Annotated in this window: 16 protein-coding genes; 5 read left to right on the top strand and 11 right to left on the bottom strand. The window is 41.0% G+C overall.

Features of this window, described 5'->3' with window-relative positions; translation table 11 throughout:
• The first annotated feature begins 227 nt into the window (after positions 1 to 227).
• The gene (locus BARBAKC583_RS00630; RefSeq protein ID WP_462677150.1) at positions 228 to 1658 is read left to right on the top strand and encodes a M48 family metalloprotease; all 1431 of its coding nucleotides are present in this window, start codon (positions 228 to 230) and stop codon (positions 1656 to 1658) included.
• Positions 1659 to 1758: 100 nt separating this feature from the next.
• Here the strand turns inward: BARBAKC583_RS00630 and BARBAKC583_RS00625 are convergent, their stop codons facing one another.
• On the bottom strand, positions 1759 to 2670 hold the full coding sequence (locus BARBAKC583_RS00625; RefSeq protein ID WP_011807258.1) for an RNA polymerase factor sigma-32: 912 nt from the start codon (positions 2668 to 2670) through the stop codon (positions 1759 to 1761).
• Between the two features lie 488 nt (positions 2671 to 3158).
• Between BARBAKC583_RS00625 and BARBAKC583_RS00620 the strand changes: the two genes are divergently transcribed.
• From BARBAKC583_RS00620 to BARBAKC583_RS00610, 3 genes are all read left to right on the top strand, one after another.
• Positions 3159 to 4739, top strand: a complete 1581-nt coding sequence (locus tag BARBAKC583_RS00620; RefSeq protein WP_005765893.1) for a hypothetical protein — start codon at positions 3159 to 3161, stop codon at positions 4737 to 4739.
• 21 nt (positions 4740 to 4760) lie between these two features.
• Entirely contained in the window at positions 4761 to 5099 is a 339-nt protein-coding gene (fdxA, locus tag BARBAKC583_RS00615) for a ferredoxin FdxA (RefSeq protein ID WP_005765891.1), read from the top strand.
• 295 nt (positions 5100 to 5394) lie between these two features.
• The gene (locus tag BARBAKC583_RS00610) at positions 5395 to 5973 is read left to right on the top strand and encodes a CarD family transcriptional regulator (protein ID WP_005765889.1); all 579 of its coding nucleotides are present in this window, start codon (positions 5395 to 5397) and stop codon (positions 5971 to 5973) included.
• Between the two features lie 509 nt (positions 5974 to 6482).
• Here BARBAKC583_RS00610 and rpmF read toward each other — a convergent pair.
• Together rpmF and mtgA are read right to left on the bottom strand one after the other, a co-directional pair.
• Positions 6483 to 6668, bottom strand: a complete 186-nt coding sequence (gene rpmF, locus BARBAKC583_RS00605; RefSeq protein WP_005765887.1) for a 50S ribosomal protein L32 — start codon at positions 6666 to 6668, stop codon at positions 6483 to 6485.
• 225 nt (positions 6669 to 6893) lie between these two features.
• On the bottom strand, positions 6894 to 7694 hold the full coding sequence (mtgA, locus tag BARBAKC583_RS00600) for a monofunctional biosynthetic peptidoglycan transglycosylase (RefSeq protein WP_005765885.1): 801 nt from the start codon (positions 7692 to 7694) through the stop codon (positions 6894 to 6896).
• Between mtgA and BARBAKC583_RS00595 the strand changes: the two genes are divergently transcribed.
• Positions 7689 to 8591 carry a polyprenyl synthetase family protein gene (locus BARBAKC583_RS00595; protein WP_005765883.1) on the top strand — a complete coding sequence of 301 codons (903 nt, stop codon included), beginning with the start codon at positions 7689 to 7691 and terminating at the stop codon, positions 8589 to 8591. The two genes, mtgA and BARBAKC583_RS00595, sit on opposite strands and share 6 nt — an antisense overlap.
• Before the next feature lie 397 nt (positions 8592 to 8988).
• Here BARBAKC583_RS00595 and ispG read toward each other — a convergent pair whose 3' ends face one another.
• The 8 genes from ispG to BARBAKC583_RS00555 all read right to left on the bottom strand — a co-directional run bounded on the left by ispG (position 8989) and on the right by BARBAKC583_RS00555 (position 18594).
• Entirely contained in the window at positions 8989 to 10245 is a 1257-nt protein-coding gene (gene ispG, locus BARBAKC583_RS00590) for a flavodoxin-dependent (E)-4-hydroxy-3-methylbut-2-enyl-diphosphate synthase (RefSeq protein ID WP_005765881.1), read from the bottom strand.
• A 542-nt stretch (positions 10246 to 10787) separates the two neighbouring features.
• Positions 10788 to 11789: an HlyD family secretion protein gene (locus BARBAKC583_RS00585; protein WP_005765879.1), complete on the bottom strand. Its 1002-nt coding sequence runs from the start codon at positions 11787 to 11789 to the stop codon at positions 10788 to 10790.
• 16 nt (positions 11790 to 11805) lie between these two features.
• Positions 11806 to 13425, bottom strand: a complete 1620-nt coding sequence (locus tag BARBAKC583_RS00580; RefSeq protein ID WP_011807254.1) for an MFS transporter — start codon at positions 13423 to 13425, stop codon at positions 11806 to 11808.
• A gap of 24 nt (positions 13426 to 13449) precedes the next feature.
• The gene (gene atpC, locus BARBAKC583_RS00575) at positions 13450 to 13866 is read right to left on the bottom strand and encodes an ATP synthase F1 subunit epsilon (RefSeq protein WP_005765875.1); all 417 of its coding nucleotides are present in this window, start codon (positions 13864 to 13866) and stop codon (positions 13450 to 13452) included.
• Between the two features lie 47 nt (positions 13867 to 13913).
• Positions 13914 to 15527 carry a F0F1 ATP synthase subunit beta gene (atpD, locus tag BARBAKC583_RS00570; protein ID WP_005765873.1) on the bottom strand — a complete coding sequence of 538 codons (1614 nt, stop codon included), beginning with the start codon at positions 15525 to 15527 and terminating at the stop codon, positions 13914 to 13916.
• A 22-nt stretch (positions 15528 to 15549) separates the two neighbouring features.
• Positions 15550 to 16458 (bottom strand): F0F1 ATP synthase subunit gamma, encoded by a 909-nt coding sequence (locus tag BARBAKC583_RS00565; protein ID WP_005765871.1) that lies wholly within the window; start codon positions 16456 to 16458, stop codon positions 15550 to 15552.
• 16 nt (positions 16459 to 16474) lie between these two features.
• Positions 16475 to 18010, bottom strand: a complete 1536-nt coding sequence (atpA, locus tag BARBAKC583_RS00560; RefSeq protein ID WP_005765870.1) for a F0F1 ATP synthase subunit alpha — start codon at positions 18008 to 18010, stop codon at positions 16475 to 16477.
• Positions 18010 to 18594, bottom strand: a complete 585-nt coding sequence (locus tag BARBAKC583_RS00555) for a F0F1 ATP synthase subunit delta (RefSeq protein WP_005765868.1) — start codon at positions 18592 to 18594, stop codon at positions 18010 to 18012. Before BARBAKC583_RS00555 ends, atpA begins: the two co-directional genes overlap by 1 nt.
• Positions 18595 to 18691 lie beyond the last annotated feature (97 nt).

Here is an 18691-nt window from a genome sequence, read left to right as displayed (position 1 = left end):
CCTTTGATTGATCTTTATAGACTATGATCTGAAGAAACCAAAAAGATCCTTGGTATCATTCTTGGGAGCATTTTGGGGCATTCTTTAAGATTGTGAGCAAGAACATAAAAACGCACAGAGATAAACAAAATTCTTTAGAGAAAGCCAATCAAATGAAGTGCATAATGACCATAAGCATGAAATTGTTTCAGCATAGACTCTCTTTTTGCAGAAAAATTTATACCGCCATGATCATGAGCTTCATGCTCTTTCTGCCCGCTTGTTATAGCAATTTTCATGTCAATAATCTTTTTGATTTTTCAGAATCTTCCTCACGCAAAACCACCAATGAGGAGGATACTTATGCCACATTAGCAGCTGCACATCATCCACGCATCTTACAAGCCCATGGTGGTGCCTATCGCAACCCAAAACTTGAGCGCATGTTAGCCAATATTATTAGCAAATTGGCCGCTGTTTCCCATGATCCTGACCAAACCTACCGTATAACGATTTTAGACTCAACGAATATTAACGCTTTTGCCTTACCAGGCGGTTATATTTACGTGACCCGTGGCATGCTAACGTTAGCCAATGACTCTTCAGAAGTTGCAGCGGTTTTGGCGCATGAAATTGCCCATATCACAGCTAATCACGGCATTTTGCGCTTCCAAAAAGAAGCAGAACTTAGACGAGCAGATCGCCTTCCCAGACATATTTTACCCTCTGCAAACACCAAACCTCATAACACACTGAATGATCAACAAAAACTCGCGCAATTTTCTCGTAATCAAGAGCTCCAAGCCGATTCTATCGGGATAGAAATGCTTGCGCAAGCCGGATATGATCCCTTTGCGTCACCGCGCTTTCTTAAATCCATGGAAGCTTATAACGCCTTTCGCAATCTGTTAGGCAATACACAATCTTCTTTAGATTTTTTAGCAACACACCCAACAACACCGAAGCGAATCAATCTTGCCATCGAGAAAGCTCGTACTTTTAAGACAGCAAAGATTGCAAGCACAGACCGCAGCGCCTTCCTAAAATCTATCGATGGTATAATTTTTGGTGGGAGTCTGCATGAGGGGTATGTCCGAGGGCAAAATTTCATCCATCCACAATTGCGCATTACTTTTTCTGTCCCCGACACTTTCACCATAGAAACCAACACCAACACTGTCGTAGCGAGTGGTCCAAACAAGATTGCCTTTCGTTTTGATGCCGTTTCTTTAACGGAAAATATATCAGCAAGCGACTATCTCAAAAGTGGGTGGATGACAGGCCTTGATGAATCTTCTGTTCACCCCATAACCATTCACGGCTTAAAGGCAGCCCATGCTTATGCATCGAATGAAAATTGGCAATTTGATGTCGTGGTTATCCCGATGAACAATCAAGTTTTCCGTTTAATCACAGCAGCTCCTCATCAATCATCAAATTTTCATTCTATTGCGCACAACATCACGCATAGTTTCCGTTCTCTTTCATGGGAAGATTTACAAAAGCTTAAACCTCTCAAAATCCGTGTGACTCGTGTTAAACAGGGAGACAGTATCGCAAGCCTTTCTTATCAGATGCAAGAAACACCTCATCAAGAAGAACTTTTCCGTATTATTAATGGGCTCTCTTCAGAGGAAATCTTACATGTGGGAAGCTTTGTAAAAATTATCGCTGAATGAAATCCTCTCTCCCTTTCCTCTGTTTTTTCTCTCTCCCTTCCTCTCTTTGTTTTCCAAAACCACCTCCTCTGTTTTGGCACACAAAGAGAGGAACCTATATTTAAAGATCATAAGCCTCTTCTGAATTGACTGTCAGCAAAGCACGGCGCAGCTTTTGCAAAGCACGCACTTCAATTTGGCGTACCCGCTCCTTCGAAATTCCAAGTCTCTCCCCTAAAGACTCCAAAGTCGCGCTTTCATCATTTAAGCGGCGAAAACGAATAATTTCCATTTCGCGTTCATTGAGAATTTGTAGGGCATCATAAAGCCACTGCGTCCGTCGCTGCCCATCAATAGCTTTTTCAATTAAAATATCAGGAAGGGGATGCTCATCAACTAAGTTATCAATTTTAGTAACGGGACTTTCCTCATTTTCTGAAATAGAAACACTCAAAGAATTGTCAGCCCCGGAAAAGCGGAAATCCATTCTCTCAACATCACTGACTGGTACACTTAACTTTTCAGCAATTGAACGAAAGATATCTTGTTTCGTCAAAGTGCTATCCTCTTGAACCAATTGAGCTCGCAAACGCCGAAGATTAAAAAACAGAGCTTTTTGTGAAGAGCTGGTTCCCCCACGAACAATTGACCAATTGCGTAAAATATAATCTTGAATAGAAGCCCGTATCCACCATGTCGCATAAGTTGAAAAACGAACTTCCCGATCTGGTTCGAAACGTGCAGCAGCCTCTAACAGCCCGACATAACCTTCTTGCACTAAATCCCCTAAAGGCATTTTAAACCGTTTAAAACGACTTGCGATTGAAATCACCAAACGCATATGCGCGGCGGCAATTTGGTGCATGGCCTCATCATCGCGTTTATCTTTCCAGCGCAGTGCTAAATCATACTCTTTTTTGCGCTCTAGATAAGGTGCCTGCATGGCAGAACGCACCATATCTCTTCCTAAACTTCCATCAGTATCATTATAATTTTTGTTATTTCTATAACCAGCATTCGAAAGATTATTCATGACAATCCTCAATATTGAAATTATCAAACATGATCCGACAACAATGCATCCCCTCTTTCCATAAAAGGACGCAAAGGTTGTTTAGATGATCATGTACTACTTTAAAGTGTTTTTTACAATCTTAAATTGTTTTTATTTTTACAATAGGTCACGATTTATAAAAATCCAAACCATAAACAAGCAGAAAAATGAGGAATAAAAACAGACTATTACTTGATAAAAAATATCTTTAATAGTGTATTTTAAGGTTCATTATTTATTTTATTCCTCAATTTTAAACAACCTATGAGTGTTTTATGAATAATCAAATGCCATAAAACACAAAGAGATAATTCCTAAAGTCAAAATACTTTAAAGAAACGTCAAAACACCGTAAGAGTGATTGAAGAAAATGTTATAAATATGCTAAAGGGGTAATAAGAAATTTAATAGGCTCTTCATTGTTGAAAGCAACATTTTGTCTAAAGGCTCTTAGAAAGAAAACACTCATGAATAACGAAATAACTCAAAAGAATAATGTTTTGACTGAAAAACATGAAAATGGCAGATTTGAAGGATTTCGTTTTTACACCCACCCAAGTGCGACACAACAATCTCAATCAGAACAAGAGCATAATCCTGTCAGTGATGAAGATTTAGTGCTTGCTTTTTCTCAACGTGCCACACGCTTTTGTGCTTCAGCGAATGGAGATTTTACTATCAGTTCTGATGGCATTGTGCGCTGGATTGGTCAAACCGTTGGAAAACTTGCTCCAACAGAAGATATTTTAAAGCCCAAAGTCATTCTTTTAGCTGACACGCAATTAAACGGAGAAAATCGTGATAAAGTCTTTGCACGATTAGAGCGTTTTGTGATCTTTCACTTTGAAAGCACCTTAAAACCTCTTTTTGATTTACGTAATGCTGAAACCTTAACGGATTCAACACGTGATATTGCCACACAACTTGCCAATTCTTTGGGCATTTTACCACGATGGAAAGTTGCTGAACGTGTTAAAAATCTTGATCAACAATCACGTGCTGTGCTGCGACAATTTGGTGTACGCTTTGGTGCTTTTCACATTTATGTTACAGCCATCCTCAAACCCGCTCCAGTTCAAGCCATGGCTTTACTCTGGACTCTCAAAAATGATATCCGTGACCCCATAGGTTTTAGTGAAATTCTTGCCGCCTTGGCTGCTGGGCGCACCTCATTAGTCGTTGATCCGACTTATAATCCAAGATTATACGCCCTGGCTGGATATAAAATTTTAAAACAGCGCGCTGTACGTATTGATATTTTAGAACGTCTTGCTAGCCTTATCCGCCTTGCGCTTAAGTGGAAACCTGGCACTGGTCCCAGACCTGAAGGGGCTTACGATGGCAAAAGTTTTTTTGTCACCCCAACAATGATGTCCATTCTTGGGGCTAATGGAACTGATATGGAAGAAATTCTCCAAGGTCTTAGCTATCAGTCATACCCTTGTAGTCCTGATATGCTTGAGAAAGTTCTCTCTTCTTCTGACAATGCTCCCCTGACCACACAGAGCTGTCCTGAAGCAGAATTTGTTGGTGATCAATGGCAGATAATAGAAATATCAGACACACCACAGAACAATGAAAAAAATGCTGACAAACCGTCTTGTGCTGTAGAAGCTTTGCCAGAAGCAGAGCCCGTTGGCAACTTCGCTCATTATAAACACACGGCAGAGAGTAATAAAGTCATTTTATTGTGGCGTTATAATCACCAACGTACACATCATGCACAAAATAACCATAATAAATTTGGACAAAAACGACAGGATCAATACAAAAAAGCGTTTAAAATAAAAAGCAATACCACAGATAAAATTTTTCATAAGGACGCATCGCATCCTCAAAAAGACGCGTTTTCTATCCATAAAGATGCATCGCATAAAAAACGCAGCTATGAGAATAACAATTTTCAAGGCGATTTCTCGAAGAAAAAACTCTCACATGGGCGCAATCACCCCGATCCTGATTCACCTTTTGCAAAATTAGCGGTGCTCCGTAACCAGCTCACAAGCAATAAGAAAGCAAACAACGCTCCCTTTTTTAAAGATGATTAAAATGGGAAATGGAGTTTAATCTTGACTTATGTTGTCACTGATAATTGTATTGCATGCAAATACACTGATTGTGTTGAAGTCTGCCCTGTTGATTGTTTCTATGAGGGAGAAAATATGCTGGTCATTCATCCAGATGAATGTATCGATTGTGGTGTATGCGAACCAGAATGCCCTGCTGAAGCGATTAAACCTGATACAGAACCAGGCCTAGAACAATGGCTAGAGCTCAATCTTAACTACGCAACCAAATGGCCTAACTTAAGCACCCAAAAACCTCCTCTGCCAGAAGCAAAAGAAATGGATGGTATTCCTAATAAATTAGAAAAGTATTTTTCAGAAAATCCAGGCGGTGATCAATAATATTGATGAAGTATTGGAAACATTTCTGAAAAATTCGAGAGCTTTTCTATAAAAAATGAAAAATATTAACCGAAATGATTGATTTTTTTCATTAAAGGTGTTAACAATACTTTAAATTTCCTAAATATTCATTCTTTACTTTTTATAAAATTGGGATTTTCTCTTGTTATTAAAAGCACTTAACTTTTATTCTCTATTAGATAAGTAACGAATACAAGTTCAGGACACTCAGCTTCTGAGCATTTTAACTTGTTTTTCAACGGTTCAGTTGGTAACAAAGGGAGTAAATGAAAATATGGCATCCCAGCAAAAAAAGACCTCTCATGGGTTCTCCACTTCTGAATATATCGTTTACCCTACCCATGGTGTAGGACAAATTATGGTGATTGAAGAACAAGAAGTTGCAGGGCATAAATTGGAGCTTTTTGTTATCCATTTTGCAAAAGATAAAATGGATGTAAAGGTTCCTATCGCAAAAGCTCTTTCAACTGGAATGCGTAAATTATCTGAGCCAGCTTCTGTTGAAAAAGCCCTTAAAATCCTACAAGGAAAAGCGCGGATAAAACGTATTATGTGGTCACGTCGCGCGCAAGAATATGACACAAAGATTAATTCAGGAAACTTCATGTTTATTGCTGAAGTGGTCCGTGATCTTTTTCGCTCAGACCTGCAACCTGAACAATCTTATTCTGAGCGTCAACTTTATGCTGCAGCTCTTGACCGGATGTCTCGCGAAATTTCTGTCATCAATAACCTCTCTGAAACAGAGGCCGTTAATTTGATAGAAAAACATCTGAATGAAGGACAAAAAAGCAGCTTTGAAGCTAAAATAGATGAAGCAGATGAAGACAGCAAAGCTGTCTGTGCAGCATAGCAAACTGTGAAATCAACAAAATCAAACAGATTAATAACTGATTTTTATGAGCGTTTGGTTTTTACATTCTTTATAAATATTTTAACTTTGAAGTCAGCAGCGAAAAAAAGATCTTTTGAGTCGTAAACTTGCACATCTCTCCCCTATAAGGCAGAAATACGCAAAAACTTCCCCTGTAAACAGCAAACTTTTTTATAGAAAGAACTTTACGGCAAGACAAAGGTCTGCGTTTTAACATACAATCTGATCGGTATCTCTAACCCCCCTTGAATGCTTTTCTTTATACGTGAATGCTTTTCTTTATATTAAAAGACACCGAAACGCATCCAAGGAAAGTTTACACTGAATTTTAGGGATTTAAAAAACCAAATTGTCTAAGAGATAATCCGTTTTCAAATCAATAAGGTGGAGAATGCCTTAATACCGGAATTCTCATTTTCCCTATCAATGAATATTTCTAAACAAAACTTTATGGATGCTGTCTTATCAAAGCACATCCCAAGGTAAGATTATCCTGAATTTTTAGGGGTTAAAACCGAACGTCCACGGTACATACCCGTTTTTAAATCAATATGATGAGGGCGCCGCAATTCACCAGAATCCTTATCCTCAACATAAGTCGGGGCTTTGAGGGCATCAGCCGAACGACGCATACCCCGTTTTGATGGAGAAGTTTTTCGCTTAGGTACAGCCATAAATGGACACTCCAAATAAAAAAAACAGACAGCGCCCAATGATAGCAGCTTCTGTACATCATATAATCAATTTCATTCTTCTATACACTGATTAAAGCCTTTTGACCAGACTTTCATTCAATTTTTTATTTGGCATCTCATTTTCGCCAGCGTTTAATTTTTTATCTGGCGGGCATAATTCATAAATCCCTAAAATCTTAAGTTCTTATTATTAAAGCCTTATTCTTAACGAAGACAATGTGTATAAGCCCCTGAAAAAATAATACGCTGCTCAATCATCCGAGATAAAGTCAAAAAATGATCTGTAGGTTGATGGGGGTTGCGTACATAAGGATTTGGCAAACTAGCCACCAAAGCTGCAGCCTGTTGAATAGTTAACGCACGTGCAGACTTTTTATAATAATAAAAAGCTGCAGCTTCTATCCCATAAATTCCAGGCCCCCATTCTGCAATATTGATGTAAATTTCCATAATGCGTTTTTTGGATAAAAGAAAATCAGCCATAAGAGAATAAAAAATCTCAAGCCCCTTGCGTACATAGGATCGATGAGACCAAAGAAAAAGATTTTTAACAACTTGCATGGTGATAGTTGACCCACCTCGCCAGGGCTTTGTTTCATCCCTTAAAATGGTTAGCAACGCATTCCAATCCACCCCATAGTGACGGCAAAAATTCCCATCCTCAGACACAATGATCCCCGCAGGCCCTGCAAAAGAGACATCAGAAAGGGCAACCCACTCACGCTGATAAGAATCCCGTGTTAAAACATCACGCATCATCAAAGTAGAAACAGGATGAACGAAAGTCAAACGATAGATTAATAATAAGATAATCGGTAAAAACAGCAAACACAAAAAAGAATAAACAACGAAAGTGCGAATTTTACAACACCACCGCTTTTGCGAATCATCCTGTCTTTTTTTCAAAAAGCTCAAGACCATAAAAATAACCGTTCCATTCTTTTTCTTCCTATCATAATAAAGAGTGATCTCACTTTGCAAAGAATAAAGGAAGCCATCATGCATGAATTCACGACCCTTCTTGCAAAACATGCTGACGCTGTTAAACAAAGGCTGAACATGCTTTTAAACAATCACGTGCAAGAGGGTGAAATTGCTCGCCCCGAGCTCTTACTGCAAGCCATGCGTTATGGTGTTTTGAATGGTGGCAAATGCTTGCGTCCTTTTTTTGTTATCCAAAGTGCTGCACTTTTTGATGTTCCCCCCGAACATGCGCTTGATGTCGGCGTAGCATTAGAGTGCATCCATTGTTATTCGCTCATTCATGATGACCTTCCTGCTATGGATAACGATATTTTACGACGTGGTAAACCTACTGTTCATAAAGCTTTTGACGAAGCCACAGCAATTCTTGCAGGCAATGCCCTGCTTACTTTTGCGTTCGAAATTATTGCACATAAAGCCTGTGCCCTGCTCCCTCAAACCAGACTGAACCTCATTACAGCTCTGGCACAAGCTGCAGGACTTGGCGGCATGATTGGCGGTCAGATCCTTGACCTTGAAGCAGAAAAAAAACCGCAAGACCGCACAAAAATCCTCACTTTGCAACGTATGAAAACAGCCGCGTTGATAAGTTTTTCTTGCCAAGCCGGTGCCATAATGGGCAATGCTTCCGCATCCATAACCCAGCAATTCGCCGATTTTGGTACACAAATTGGCCTCGCATTTCAATTAACGGATGATCTTCTCGATGTCACCAGCAGCACTGAAATTCTGGGCAAAACTGCTGGAAAAGATAAAGCTGCCAACAAAGCGACACTGGTTAATATTGATGGCATTGCAGAAACACAAAAAAAACGAGACACACTGATCCATGACGCTGTAAAGCTTCTCAACCCTTTTGGTGATAAAGCTCTTGCCCTGCAACAAGCCGCCCATTTTATTGCAATACGCAGACATTAAAGACTTTAGAAACCATAAGGCTTCTTAACCTTTTTGGTGACAAGGCTCTTGCCCTGCAACAAGCCGCCCATTTTATTGCAACACGCAAACATTGAAAGACTTTAGAAACCATAAAGCTTCTCAACCCTTTTGGTGACAAGGCTCTTGCCCTGCAACAAGCCGCCTATTTTATTGCAACACGCAAGACAGTTAAAGACTGTATCTGTCATATGCCATGCCATATAAATAGGTGGGGAATAGAATAATGGAGGGACAAGAACCAACACACCTAAATGGCTATCAAGCTTACCCCATCAAAGCAATCTCTCGCACACTAAGAGAATGTGCGACCAAAACTAACATACCAAAATGGTGACAAGAGCTAACACGCCAAAGCAATCTTCTGATTGAGCTCTTCTTAAGCCCTTTTTTGTTCATGCTGTCCAAAGCGAGTACGGATATAATCACTCAAAATCTCTTCAAATTCTTCTGCAATATGATGACCGCGCAACACCTTTACCTTTTTGCCTTCAATAAATACAGGGGCTGCTGGCAACTCTCCTGTTCCGGGTAAGGAAATACCAATATCAGCATGTTTTGATTCCCCAGGTCCATTGACGATGCAGCCCATAACAGCCACTTTTAAGCGTTCAATCCCAGGGTATTTTTCACGCCAAATTGGCATATTTTTACATAAATTAGCTTCGATTTTTTGCGCCAATGTTTGAAAAACCGTCGACGTCGTCCGCCCACATCCAGGACATGCCGCAACCACAGGAACAAATTGCCGAAACCCCATCACTTGCAACAGCTCTTGGCATACTTTGACTTCTCGGGTACGGTCTCCCCCTGGTTCAGGGGTTAATGAGATACGAATCGTATCTCCAATCCCCTGTTGTAATAGAATGCCCAAAGCCGCAGAAGAAGCAACCACTCCCTTGGTTCCCATACCCGCTTCCGTTAACCCAACATGAAGGGCATGGTCAGAACGCTTCGCTAAAAGAGTGTATACAGCAATAAGATCTTGCACATCACTTACTTTTGCTGACAGAATAATCTTATCTCGTCCCAAACCCATCTTTTCAGCAGCAAAGGCTGAATGAAGCGCAGACTGAATCACGGCTTCCCGCATAACTTCTGCCATTGATAAGGGCTTTTCTTGTTGTGCATTTTCATCCATAAGCTGCGTCAACAACGCTTCATCTAGGGATCCCCAATTCACCCCAATGCGTATGGGTTTATTATACTGGCAAGCGATCTCAATAATCTGACTAAATTGCAGATCCTTTTTGGCACCAAAACCGACATTGCCAGGATTAATCCGATATTTTGCCAGCGCTTGCGCACATGCAGGATGCTGAACCAAAAGCTTATGCCCAATATAATGAAAATCTCCCACCAAAGGAACAAAAATGCCCAATCGTTCCAACCTTTCCCGTATTTTAGGAACAGCGGCAGCTGCTTCATCACGGTCAACAGTTATCCGCACCAATTGTGACCCTGCACGCCAAAGTGCACTGACTTGCATCACTGTAGCATCAATATCAGCTGTGTCCGTATTGGTCATAGATTGAACAACGATCGGATGATCACCGCCAACCCCTACATCCCCAACCATCACCGCAACAGACCGGCGACGTTCTGAAAGCTTCGATAAATAATAGGCCGTGCTCATCAGCTCCTCATCGCTCCCAAACCCTAATCCTCATCACTCCTTTACTCCTTCACGTCATTTTTATAACCATTTTTATAACTATCTCTCACGGCAATAGCTATCATATCTATTTCAAAAATGAATTGGAGTGACCCACTCACTATTTATGACCTTCATGCAACAGCCTAAATTAGGAACACGTGAAGCTACACATCTATTTTATACCCTTGATGCAAGGAAACCAAAATTAAGAATGCATCGCACACTTAAACAATAAGCACACAGCAATCAACCATTGGTATTCTCACAACAACAACGATTTTTTATAACATATCTGACTGTTAAAACACAGAAATAAAGAACCCTCCTTCCCTTGGAATAGAAAGGAGGAGAGACTATAAGAAGAGCCATAAGGGGGATAAAGCTCAAGCATAGCTTCCATGATCGATCATCACATATCTTGGTGGTCTTGATAGATCAACTTTTGATATGGATAACAAAATAGGTTAACCCTTCATGGATCAACTCCTTAATCTTGATATGGAATCAACAGGGACAGAGGATCATTCTTCTAAAGACGTGGCTTGCGCGGCAGTATCAACATAAGTCACCACAGACATCCCAGGGATAAGCCGATCAATCCTCGATTGCTCCGGATCCAAAGCAATACGAACAGAAATACGCTGGGCAACTTTGATGAAATTGCCAATCGCCTTATCTGTCTTTAAGAATGAAAATTCAGAACCCGTCGCAGGAGCAAAACTTACTACATGACCCGTTAATTTTTGATCATTCAACGCATCAACAGAAAAAACAACAGGTTGCCCAACACGCATACGAGACAATTGTGTTTCCTTATAGTGAGCAAGAATCCAAATATCATCAGAAATGACAAAGACCAACTGCGTCCCCGGCATAACATATTGCCCCACCTTTACACCAACCAACCCAATATACCCTGTATCAGGAGAGATAATTTTCGCATGAGAAAGATTAAGCTCTGCCAATTCAACCCCAGCGCGCGCTCCCATAATATCAAATTGCAAACTTTGCTGTTCAAAATCGAGTTGTTTTTGCAATTGATATTTCATTTCAAGTGTCGCCAACGATTGTGAAAGAGAAGGAACTGCATGAAACGGTTTGTTAGTGCCTGGTATTTGAGACTTAGAAGCCGATATTTCCTGAAGATGAGCAAGTTCAGCTTCTGCTATCTTAATTTCCCCTTGTAGAGCTTCAACTTTTAATAGAATATATGCAAGTTTTGTATTTTTTGAATCAAGGTTTGCCTTTGCTCGAACTAACTGTTGCTGAAAAACAGCATCATCCAATTCAAATAAAACTTGTCCCCTTTCAACCCTTTGATAATCTTGCACATGAACACGTGCAATCACTCCAGAGATCTGCGAACTAATCGGCGTCACATTCCCTTTAATTGCAGCATTATTCGTGACCTGAATTGCACTTACAAATGGCGGAAGTTGCCAAGCCCATAAAATCAATAAAATCCCAACAATACCTGATATGAATGCGACAATTGTCGACTTTGACCGTAATGCCCGGATCATTTTTGTTCACTTTTCTTCACGGATATTGTCTTGCTTTTCGGATTTTCCCCCAAAGTGCAAAAAAGCGTGATCTATAAAATATTTTGACAATGAAAATAAACAATACAACAGTTGCAATATAAAAATAAAGCCGAAAAACATCATCATAAGCCAAAATATTGGCTGTCAATTTAAGATGCTCAATCAAACTAGATACACTTTGTATATCACCCATGCTGCGGATATTGTTATCGATCTCATTGGCAATAAGTGGATCCGTTATCATAATATTCTGCGTTAAGAATTCAAAATGCTTATGAGCAAAAAGAAATTGCAAACTACCGAAAAAAGCTGCACTCATCAGCCCACCCGTTACCTGTGTTAGCAAGAAAACAGCAATAAAACTCAGAACATAACGAGGACCTCGTGCATTTGCTGTCACAAACCCATTAAAAAGAGCAGGCGGCAAAAAGAGAGCATAGCCAAAACCTATCAGCCCTTGACTCACCATCATATCAACTGGACGGGTTAATTCATTCACAGAACTGTCTAAATAAGACCCAAGTGCCAAACAGCTTACAGATACAAGATAAAAATAATCTTCGCGCCCCGCACGTAAAAAAAAGACACAGACCGCTCCCCCTAAAAGGGTCCCTATCGTAATAGCAACATACATAGACGCCATGTCACGATTTAACAAACCAAACAAATTAAAAAAATCTGCGGCTAAAGTTGATTGCTCTAATAAAAAAATTCGAAAGACTAATAACACCAAAACAACCTGCAGCATCTCCTTACTGACAAGCCAGCGTAAATCGATCAATGGATTATTTCGATTAAGCTCAAGTATAGCTGCAATACTTAAAAACAAAACAGCAAGCGCCAACCCCCAACCGATCCAGGATGTTTCATACCACCAATAAAGTTTGCCAACCGACATAATAATCGCATTTAAACCAAGCCCAAGTGCAATAAAAATATAACTCACCCAATCGAGCTTTCTAATCTCTTTGCTGCACGCAACAGGCTTAAGCGGAAGAAAATAGATACACCCTAAGCTGATTAAAACAAGCCCCATTTCCATAGCAGAAAGGCCAGAAAATCCACCATTTTCTACCAAATGGGGTGAAATCAAACGTGACAAGGGAACGGCTAAAGCCGCATTCATATAATTTAAACTCAAACCAATCGTGAATTTTTTCTCTGGAACAAAGACCTCCATCATATAGATAAACGCCAATGAGGCCATAGGGGCAGCGGCAATCCCAGAAAAAAAGCGAATGATAAGCGCTGAACGCAAATCTGTGACCAATAATTGCAAAGCACAAACCAGAACAAATCCCAAGATCGATAATTCAGCAAAAGCCCGCAACCCAAACTGATAACGGATCTTCACTAACATAATCGTCACACTGACATTAGGTGCCATATAAACAGCGACCAACCATGTCATCTCAGGCAATGTTGCGTGAAAATCGCCAGCAAGCTGACCAATGTTGGACTGAATCATATTCGCCCCAAGGCCACAGGCCCATTGCAGAATAAAAGAGGCAAAAATATACACAAGGCCTTTAGGCAAAGGCTCAGCAAAAACAGCACCAGGACGCGAAGAAGACTTAGTCCCCTCAGACACAACCGCGCTCCCCTTGCCGTGCATATCCGTTTTTCCTATAAATATCTGTTATGCACTTGCTGATACACCACAAACTCTTGTTAATTGATGTAAAAAATCTTCCGCTGTGTGGCCAATTCTATCACCCAAAGTATTTTCTAATGTTGCCCGAACATTCATAATATGTTGCTCAAGCTCTTCAAAAGAAAGATGATCAACAGAAAGAACCGCTTCAGCCAAAAGAGAACAGCGTGAAGGCGTAATTTCAACCACCCCTCCGCCAACAGCAAATAACCATTCCCGAGAAGAAGATACAACACGAACACTTCCCGGGATAAGACTTACCACTAAAGGTGCGTGATTTGCCATAACTGTTAGATATCCCGAAGCCGAAGGCAGAACAACCGACACAATTTCTTCTGAAAAAACAATTTTTTCAGGCGAAACAAGTTCGAATAAAAAATGCTCTGCTCTTTTATCTTCCACAGGAACCTCTTGTTCTCTTTACACAAACATTTACTACAAAGCCCTTCTTACGAAGACGCTTCTGCCATTAAACGTTTTCCTTTTTCAATAGCTTCATCGATGGAGCCAACCATATAAAAGGCTGCTTCTGGTAAATCATCATAGTCACCTGCACACAAACCTTTAAAGCCTTTAATCGTGTCTTCTAAAGATACAAGCTTTCCAGGTGAACCTGTAAAGGCTTCAGCCACATGAAACGGCTGTGAAAGGAAACGTTCAATTCTACGCGCCCGTCCAACCAGCAACTTATCTTCTTCTGACAATTCATCCATACCAAGAATAGCAATAATATCCTGCAAAGCTTTATAACGCTGCAAAATCGTTTGAACCTGACATGCAACTGCATAATGTTCTTCACCAACCACTAATGGGTCCAACATGCGCGAAAAAGAATCAAGCGGGTCAACAGCAGGGTAAATCCCCTTTTCCGCAATGGAACGAGAAAGAACTGTTGTCGCATCTAAGTGTGCAAATGATGTTGCCGGTGCAGGATCGGTCAAGTCATCAGCGGGCACATAAATCGCTTGAACAGATGTAATAGACCCTGTTTTGGTACTGGTAATACGCTCTTGCAAAGCCCCCATATCTGTTGCCAAAGTTGGCTGATACCCCACAGCTGAAGGAATACGCCCTAAAAGAGCGGAAACTTCTGAACCTGCTTGTGTAAAGCGGAAGATATTATCCACAAAGAAAAGCACATCTTGGCCTTCATCACGGAAATTTTCTGCAATGGTCAAACCAGAAAGAGCAACACGCGCACGCGCCCCTGGTGGCTCGTTCATTTGTCCATAAACAAGTGCACATTTAGACCCCTTGGTTGAGCCATCATTTTCTTTCGGGTTTACATTCACACGGCTTTCGATCATTTCATAATAAAGATCATTGCCTTCTCGTGTTCTTTCTCCCACACCAGCAAAGACTGAATAGCCACCATGAGCTTTTGCAATATTGTTGATCAATTCCATAATCAAAACAGTCTTACCAACACCAGCCCCACCAAAGAGACCAACTTTCCCCCCTTTCGAGTAAGGCGCTAATAGATCAACAACTTTAATACCGGTAACAAGAATTTCTGATTCGGTTGATTGCTCGATATATTCAGGAGCTTTCTGGTGAATGGAGCGTGTTTTCGTCGTCACTATGGGGCCCACCTCATCAACAGGCTCACCAATCACATTCATAATACGGCCAAGCGTTGCTTCCCCAACTGGCACACAGATCTGCGTTCCTGTATCAAATACCTTTTGGCCACGCACAAGACCATCCGTTGTATCCATAGCAATCGTGCGCACTGTGTTTTCACCTAAATGCTGTGCAACTTCTAAAATCAACCGACTGCCCAAACGATCTGTTTCTAACGCGTTGAGAATATTAGGCAATGCTCCTTCAAATTGCACATCAACAATAGCACCAATTACCTGCTTAATTTCACCAACCGCTCCTTTTTTACCCCCTTTTTGAGGAGAAGAAGAACCTGTGCGGCTAGGAGAATTCTTCACGCTTTGAGAAGTCTTTACGCTTTCTTCAGACTTCGAGACCGTTTTCTTTGCGCCCAAACGAGCAGCTGGTTTCTTCGCTTCAACTTTCGATGCCTCTTTTTTTGACGTCGCTGCTTTTGCCATCAATCCTTACCTTCTTCAATATTTAAAGCGCTTCAGCACCTGCAATAATTTCAATCAATTCTGTGGTAATCTGCGCCTGACGCTGACGATTATAGGTCACTGTCAACTTGTTAATCATTTCACCCGCATTGCGCGATGCATTATCCATAGCACTCATTTTTGCCCCCATTTCACCAGCAACATTTTCAAGTAGTGCCTGAAAAATCTGTACAGAAATATGACGTGGAATAAGATCATTTAAAAGAGAGGCTACATCAGGCTCATATTCATAAACAGCCGATTGCGAAACCTCACGACTTTTTGCTTGATCAACAAAATCTTGACCTTCATCAACAGGGTTTTGCCCTGCTGGAATTAAACTTAAAGCCATTGGACGCTGAGTGATTACGGAAACAAATCGAGAATAAAAAAGCGTACAGACATCAAAAGCACCTTCATTAAATAAATCAATAAGCTGCTTGCTAATTTTTGCTGCCTCAGCAAAACCAATTTTCTTTACAGACCGCAAATCAACATGGTCAATCATCAAGGATTTAAAATCACGCAGTAAAATATCTGCTCCCTTTTTACCTACAGTTAAAATTTTAACCGTTTTACCTGCAGCATGAAGCTTTTGAATATGCTCACGCGCGAGACGTGCAATTTGCGTATTAAAAGCTCCACACAAACCACGTTCAGCCGTACAAACCACCAAAAGATGCACATGGTCATTCCCTGTACCACGCATTAATAGTGGGGCATCAACAAGGTCTACATCTTTAGAGATATTGGTGACAAGAGCATCCATACGCTGCGTATAAGAACGCCCTGCCTCAACCGCCTCTTGCGCACGGTGCAACTTTGCTGCCGCAACCATTTGCATGGCTTTGGTAATTTTTTGTGTTGCCTTAACCGAGGCGATACGGTCTCTTAGATCCTTCAGCGACGCCATTCAAGCATTCCACCAATTAAGAAAAATTCTTTGCATAACGATCAAGGATCGCCACCAACTTACCCTTAAGCTCATCTGTAATTTGCTTCTGACTAGCAATCGCATTCAACAGCTCTTGATGGTCACTGCGTAAAAGAGCCAAAAGGCCACGCTCAAATCGACCAACATCAGAAACTGCCAAGGCATCAAGATACCCATTCACGCCAGCAAAAATAGTAACAACCTGTTCTTCTGTTTTCAAAGGCGAAAATTGCGGTTGCTTTAACAATTCTGTCAAACGCGCACCACGATTTAAAAGACGCTGGGTTGAGGCATCCAAATCTGAACCAAATTGAGCAAAAGCAGCCATTTCTCGATATTGTGCTAACTCACCCTTAATCGACCCTGCAACTTGTTTCATCGCTTTAATCTGCGCAGCAGAACCAACACGTGATACAGATAAACCAACATTCACAGCAGGGCGAATCCCCTGATAAAATAAATTGGTTTCTAAGAAGATCTGACCATCCGTAATCGAAATCACATTCGTAGGAATATAAGCAGAAACGTCATTGGCTTGTGTTTCAATTACTGGTAGCGCAGTCAAAGACCCAGAGCCATTATCAGCATTTAACTTTGCAGCCCGCTCTAAAAGACGAGAATGCAGGTAGAACACATCCCCTGGATAAGCTTCACGACCAGGCGGACGACGCAGCAAAAGAGACATTTGACGATAAGCCACCGCCTGTTTTGAAAGGTCATCATAACCAATCAAAGCATGCTGACCATTATCACGGAAATATTCTCCCATAGCACACCCAGCAAGAGGAGCAATAAACTGCATCGGAGCAGGGTCAGAAGCTGTCGCCGCAACAATAATTGAATAATCTAAAGCGCCACGCTCTTCTAAAACTTTAACAAATTGTGCCACTGTTGAACGTTTTTGACCAATGGCAACATAAATACAATAGACTTTATCTTGATCGCTTCCAGCTTCATTTTCATGAAAAGGCTTTTGGTTCAAAAATGTATCAAGCAAAATGGCTGTTTTTCCCGTTTGACGGTCACCAATCACCAACTCACGCTGACCACGCCCAATAGGAATAAGAGCATCAATAGCTTTTAAACCTGTTGACATCGGCTCATGCACAGATTGACGTGGAATAATACCAGGCGCCTTCACATCAACACGGCGACGATTTTTTGCATTTAATGGCCCCTTGCCATCAATAGGATTTCCTAATGCGTCAACAACACGCCCAAGCAATTCAGGACCAACGGGAACATCAACAATGGATCCAAGCCGTTTAACGGTATCCCCTTCGCGGATATCACGGTCTGATCCAAAAATCACAACCCCGACATTATCCATTTCCAAATTCAGTGCCATACCCTGAACACCGTTAGAGAAAGAGACCATTTCACCCGCTTGAACATTATCCAAACCATAAACGCGGGCGATACCATCACCCACAGATAAAACCCAACCAATTTCTGAAAATTCAGCCTCTTGATCAAAGTTCTTGATTTGCTCTTTTAGGATTTTTGAAATTTCAGACGGTCTAATGTCCATCAGCTAACCTCTTTTTTCAATGCAAGCTTAAGGGAAGATAATTGTGTCGCAAGGGACGTATCAATTTGATACAATCCTAAACGAACGATAAGTCCACCGAGAATCGCTGGATCAACAGATAAGCGAAGCGTAACTTTTCCCCCAACAACACTTTCTAAAGCCACGCATAATTCCTTTTTTTGGTCAGCATCCAGTGGATGCGCAGAAATAACTTGCGCCGACACCTCTCCACGAGAAAGGGCAACACGGCGCTGAAAAGCTTGTAAAATACCAGATAAAGCGGAAAGCCGACGGTTAGCAGCAACAACGCATAAAAAATTACGAAGTATCTGCCCTGCTTTTTTATGAGCCAACCCAAGATTTTCACAAACAGCACAAACCGCTTTAACCTGCTCTTTTACTGATAAAAATGGGCTTTGCACCAAGTGTTTTAAAGCTTTATCTTGTTCTAAAATAACTTGAAAAGACGCTAATGCCTTTTCCACGTCCCCAACATAGCCTTCTTTCTGAACCAAATCAAACAATGCGTGTGCATAGCGTTGACTCACCAACGGAAGTGGTAAAAGAGAAAATGAATCAGACACGAAATCTCGCCTCTTTTCCTTAAGAAGTTCTCTGAGCTTGACCAGATGAAGTGGACTACAGACTCCAGATTTCAAGAAGTTCTTCTTAAAATTTAGA

It is taken from the genome of Bartonella bacilliformis KC583, assembly GCF_000015445.1.
Lineage (GTDB): Bacteria > Pseudomonadota > Alphaproteobacteria > Rhizobiales > Rhizobiaceae > Bartonella > Bartonella bacilliformis.
This window is presented reverse-complemented; position numbering and strand designations above follow the sequence as displayed.

Bases quoted from the DNA above. Each gene is read 5' to 3' on its own strand.
- BARBAKC583_RS00630 (WP_462677150.1), top strand. From the start codon at position 228: ATGATCATGAGCTTCATGCTCTTTCTGCCCGCTTGTTATAGCAATTTT.
- BARBAKC583_RS00625 (WP_011807258.1), bottom strand. From the start codon at position 2,670: ATGAATAATCTTTCGAATGCTGGTTATAGAAATAACAAAAATTATAAT.
- BARBAKC583_RS00620 (WP_005765893.1), top strand. From the start codon at position 3,159: ATGAATAACGAAATAACTCAAAAGAATAATGTTTTGACTGAAAAACAT.
- BARBAKC583_RS00610 (WP_005765889.1), top strand. From the start codon at position 5,395: ATGGCATCCCAGCAAAAAAAGACCTCTCATGGGTTCTCCACTTCTGAA.
- rpmF (WP_005765887.1), bottom strand. From the start codon at position 6,668: ATGGCTGTACCTAAGCGAAAAACTTCTCCATCAAAACGGGGTATGCGT.
- BARBAKC583_RS00595 (WP_005765883.1), top strand. From the start codon at position 7,689: ATGCATGAATTCACGACCCTTCTTGCAAAACATGCTGACGCTGTTAAA.
- mtgA (WP_005765885.1), bottom strand. From the start codon at position 7,694: ATGCATGATGGCTTCCTTTATTCTTTGCAAAGTGAGATCACTCTTTAT.
- ispG (WP_005765881.1), bottom strand. From the start codon at position 10,245: ATGAGCACGGCCTATTATTTATCGAAGCTTTCAGAACGTCGCCGGTCT.
- BARBAKC583_RS00585 (WP_005765879.1), bottom strand. From the start codon at position 11,789: ATGATCCGGGCATTACGGTCAAAGTCGACAATTGTCGCATTCATATCA.
- BARBAKC583_RS00580 (WP_011807254.1), bottom strand. From the start codon at position 13,425: ATGCACGGCAAGGGGAGCGCGGTTGTGTCTGAGGGGACTAAGTCTTCT.
- atpD (WP_005765873.1), bottom strand. From the start codon at position 15,527: ATGGCAAAAGCAGCGACGTCAAAAAAAGAGGCATCGAAAGTTGAAGCG.
- BARBAKC583_RS00565 (WP_005765871.1), bottom strand. From the start codon at position 16,458: ATGGCGTCGCTGAAGGATCTAAGAGACCGTATCGCCTCGGTTAAGGCA.
- atpA (WP_005765870.1), bottom strand. From the start codon at position 18,010: ATGGACATTAGACCGTCTGAAATTTCAAAAATCCTAAAAGAGCAAATC.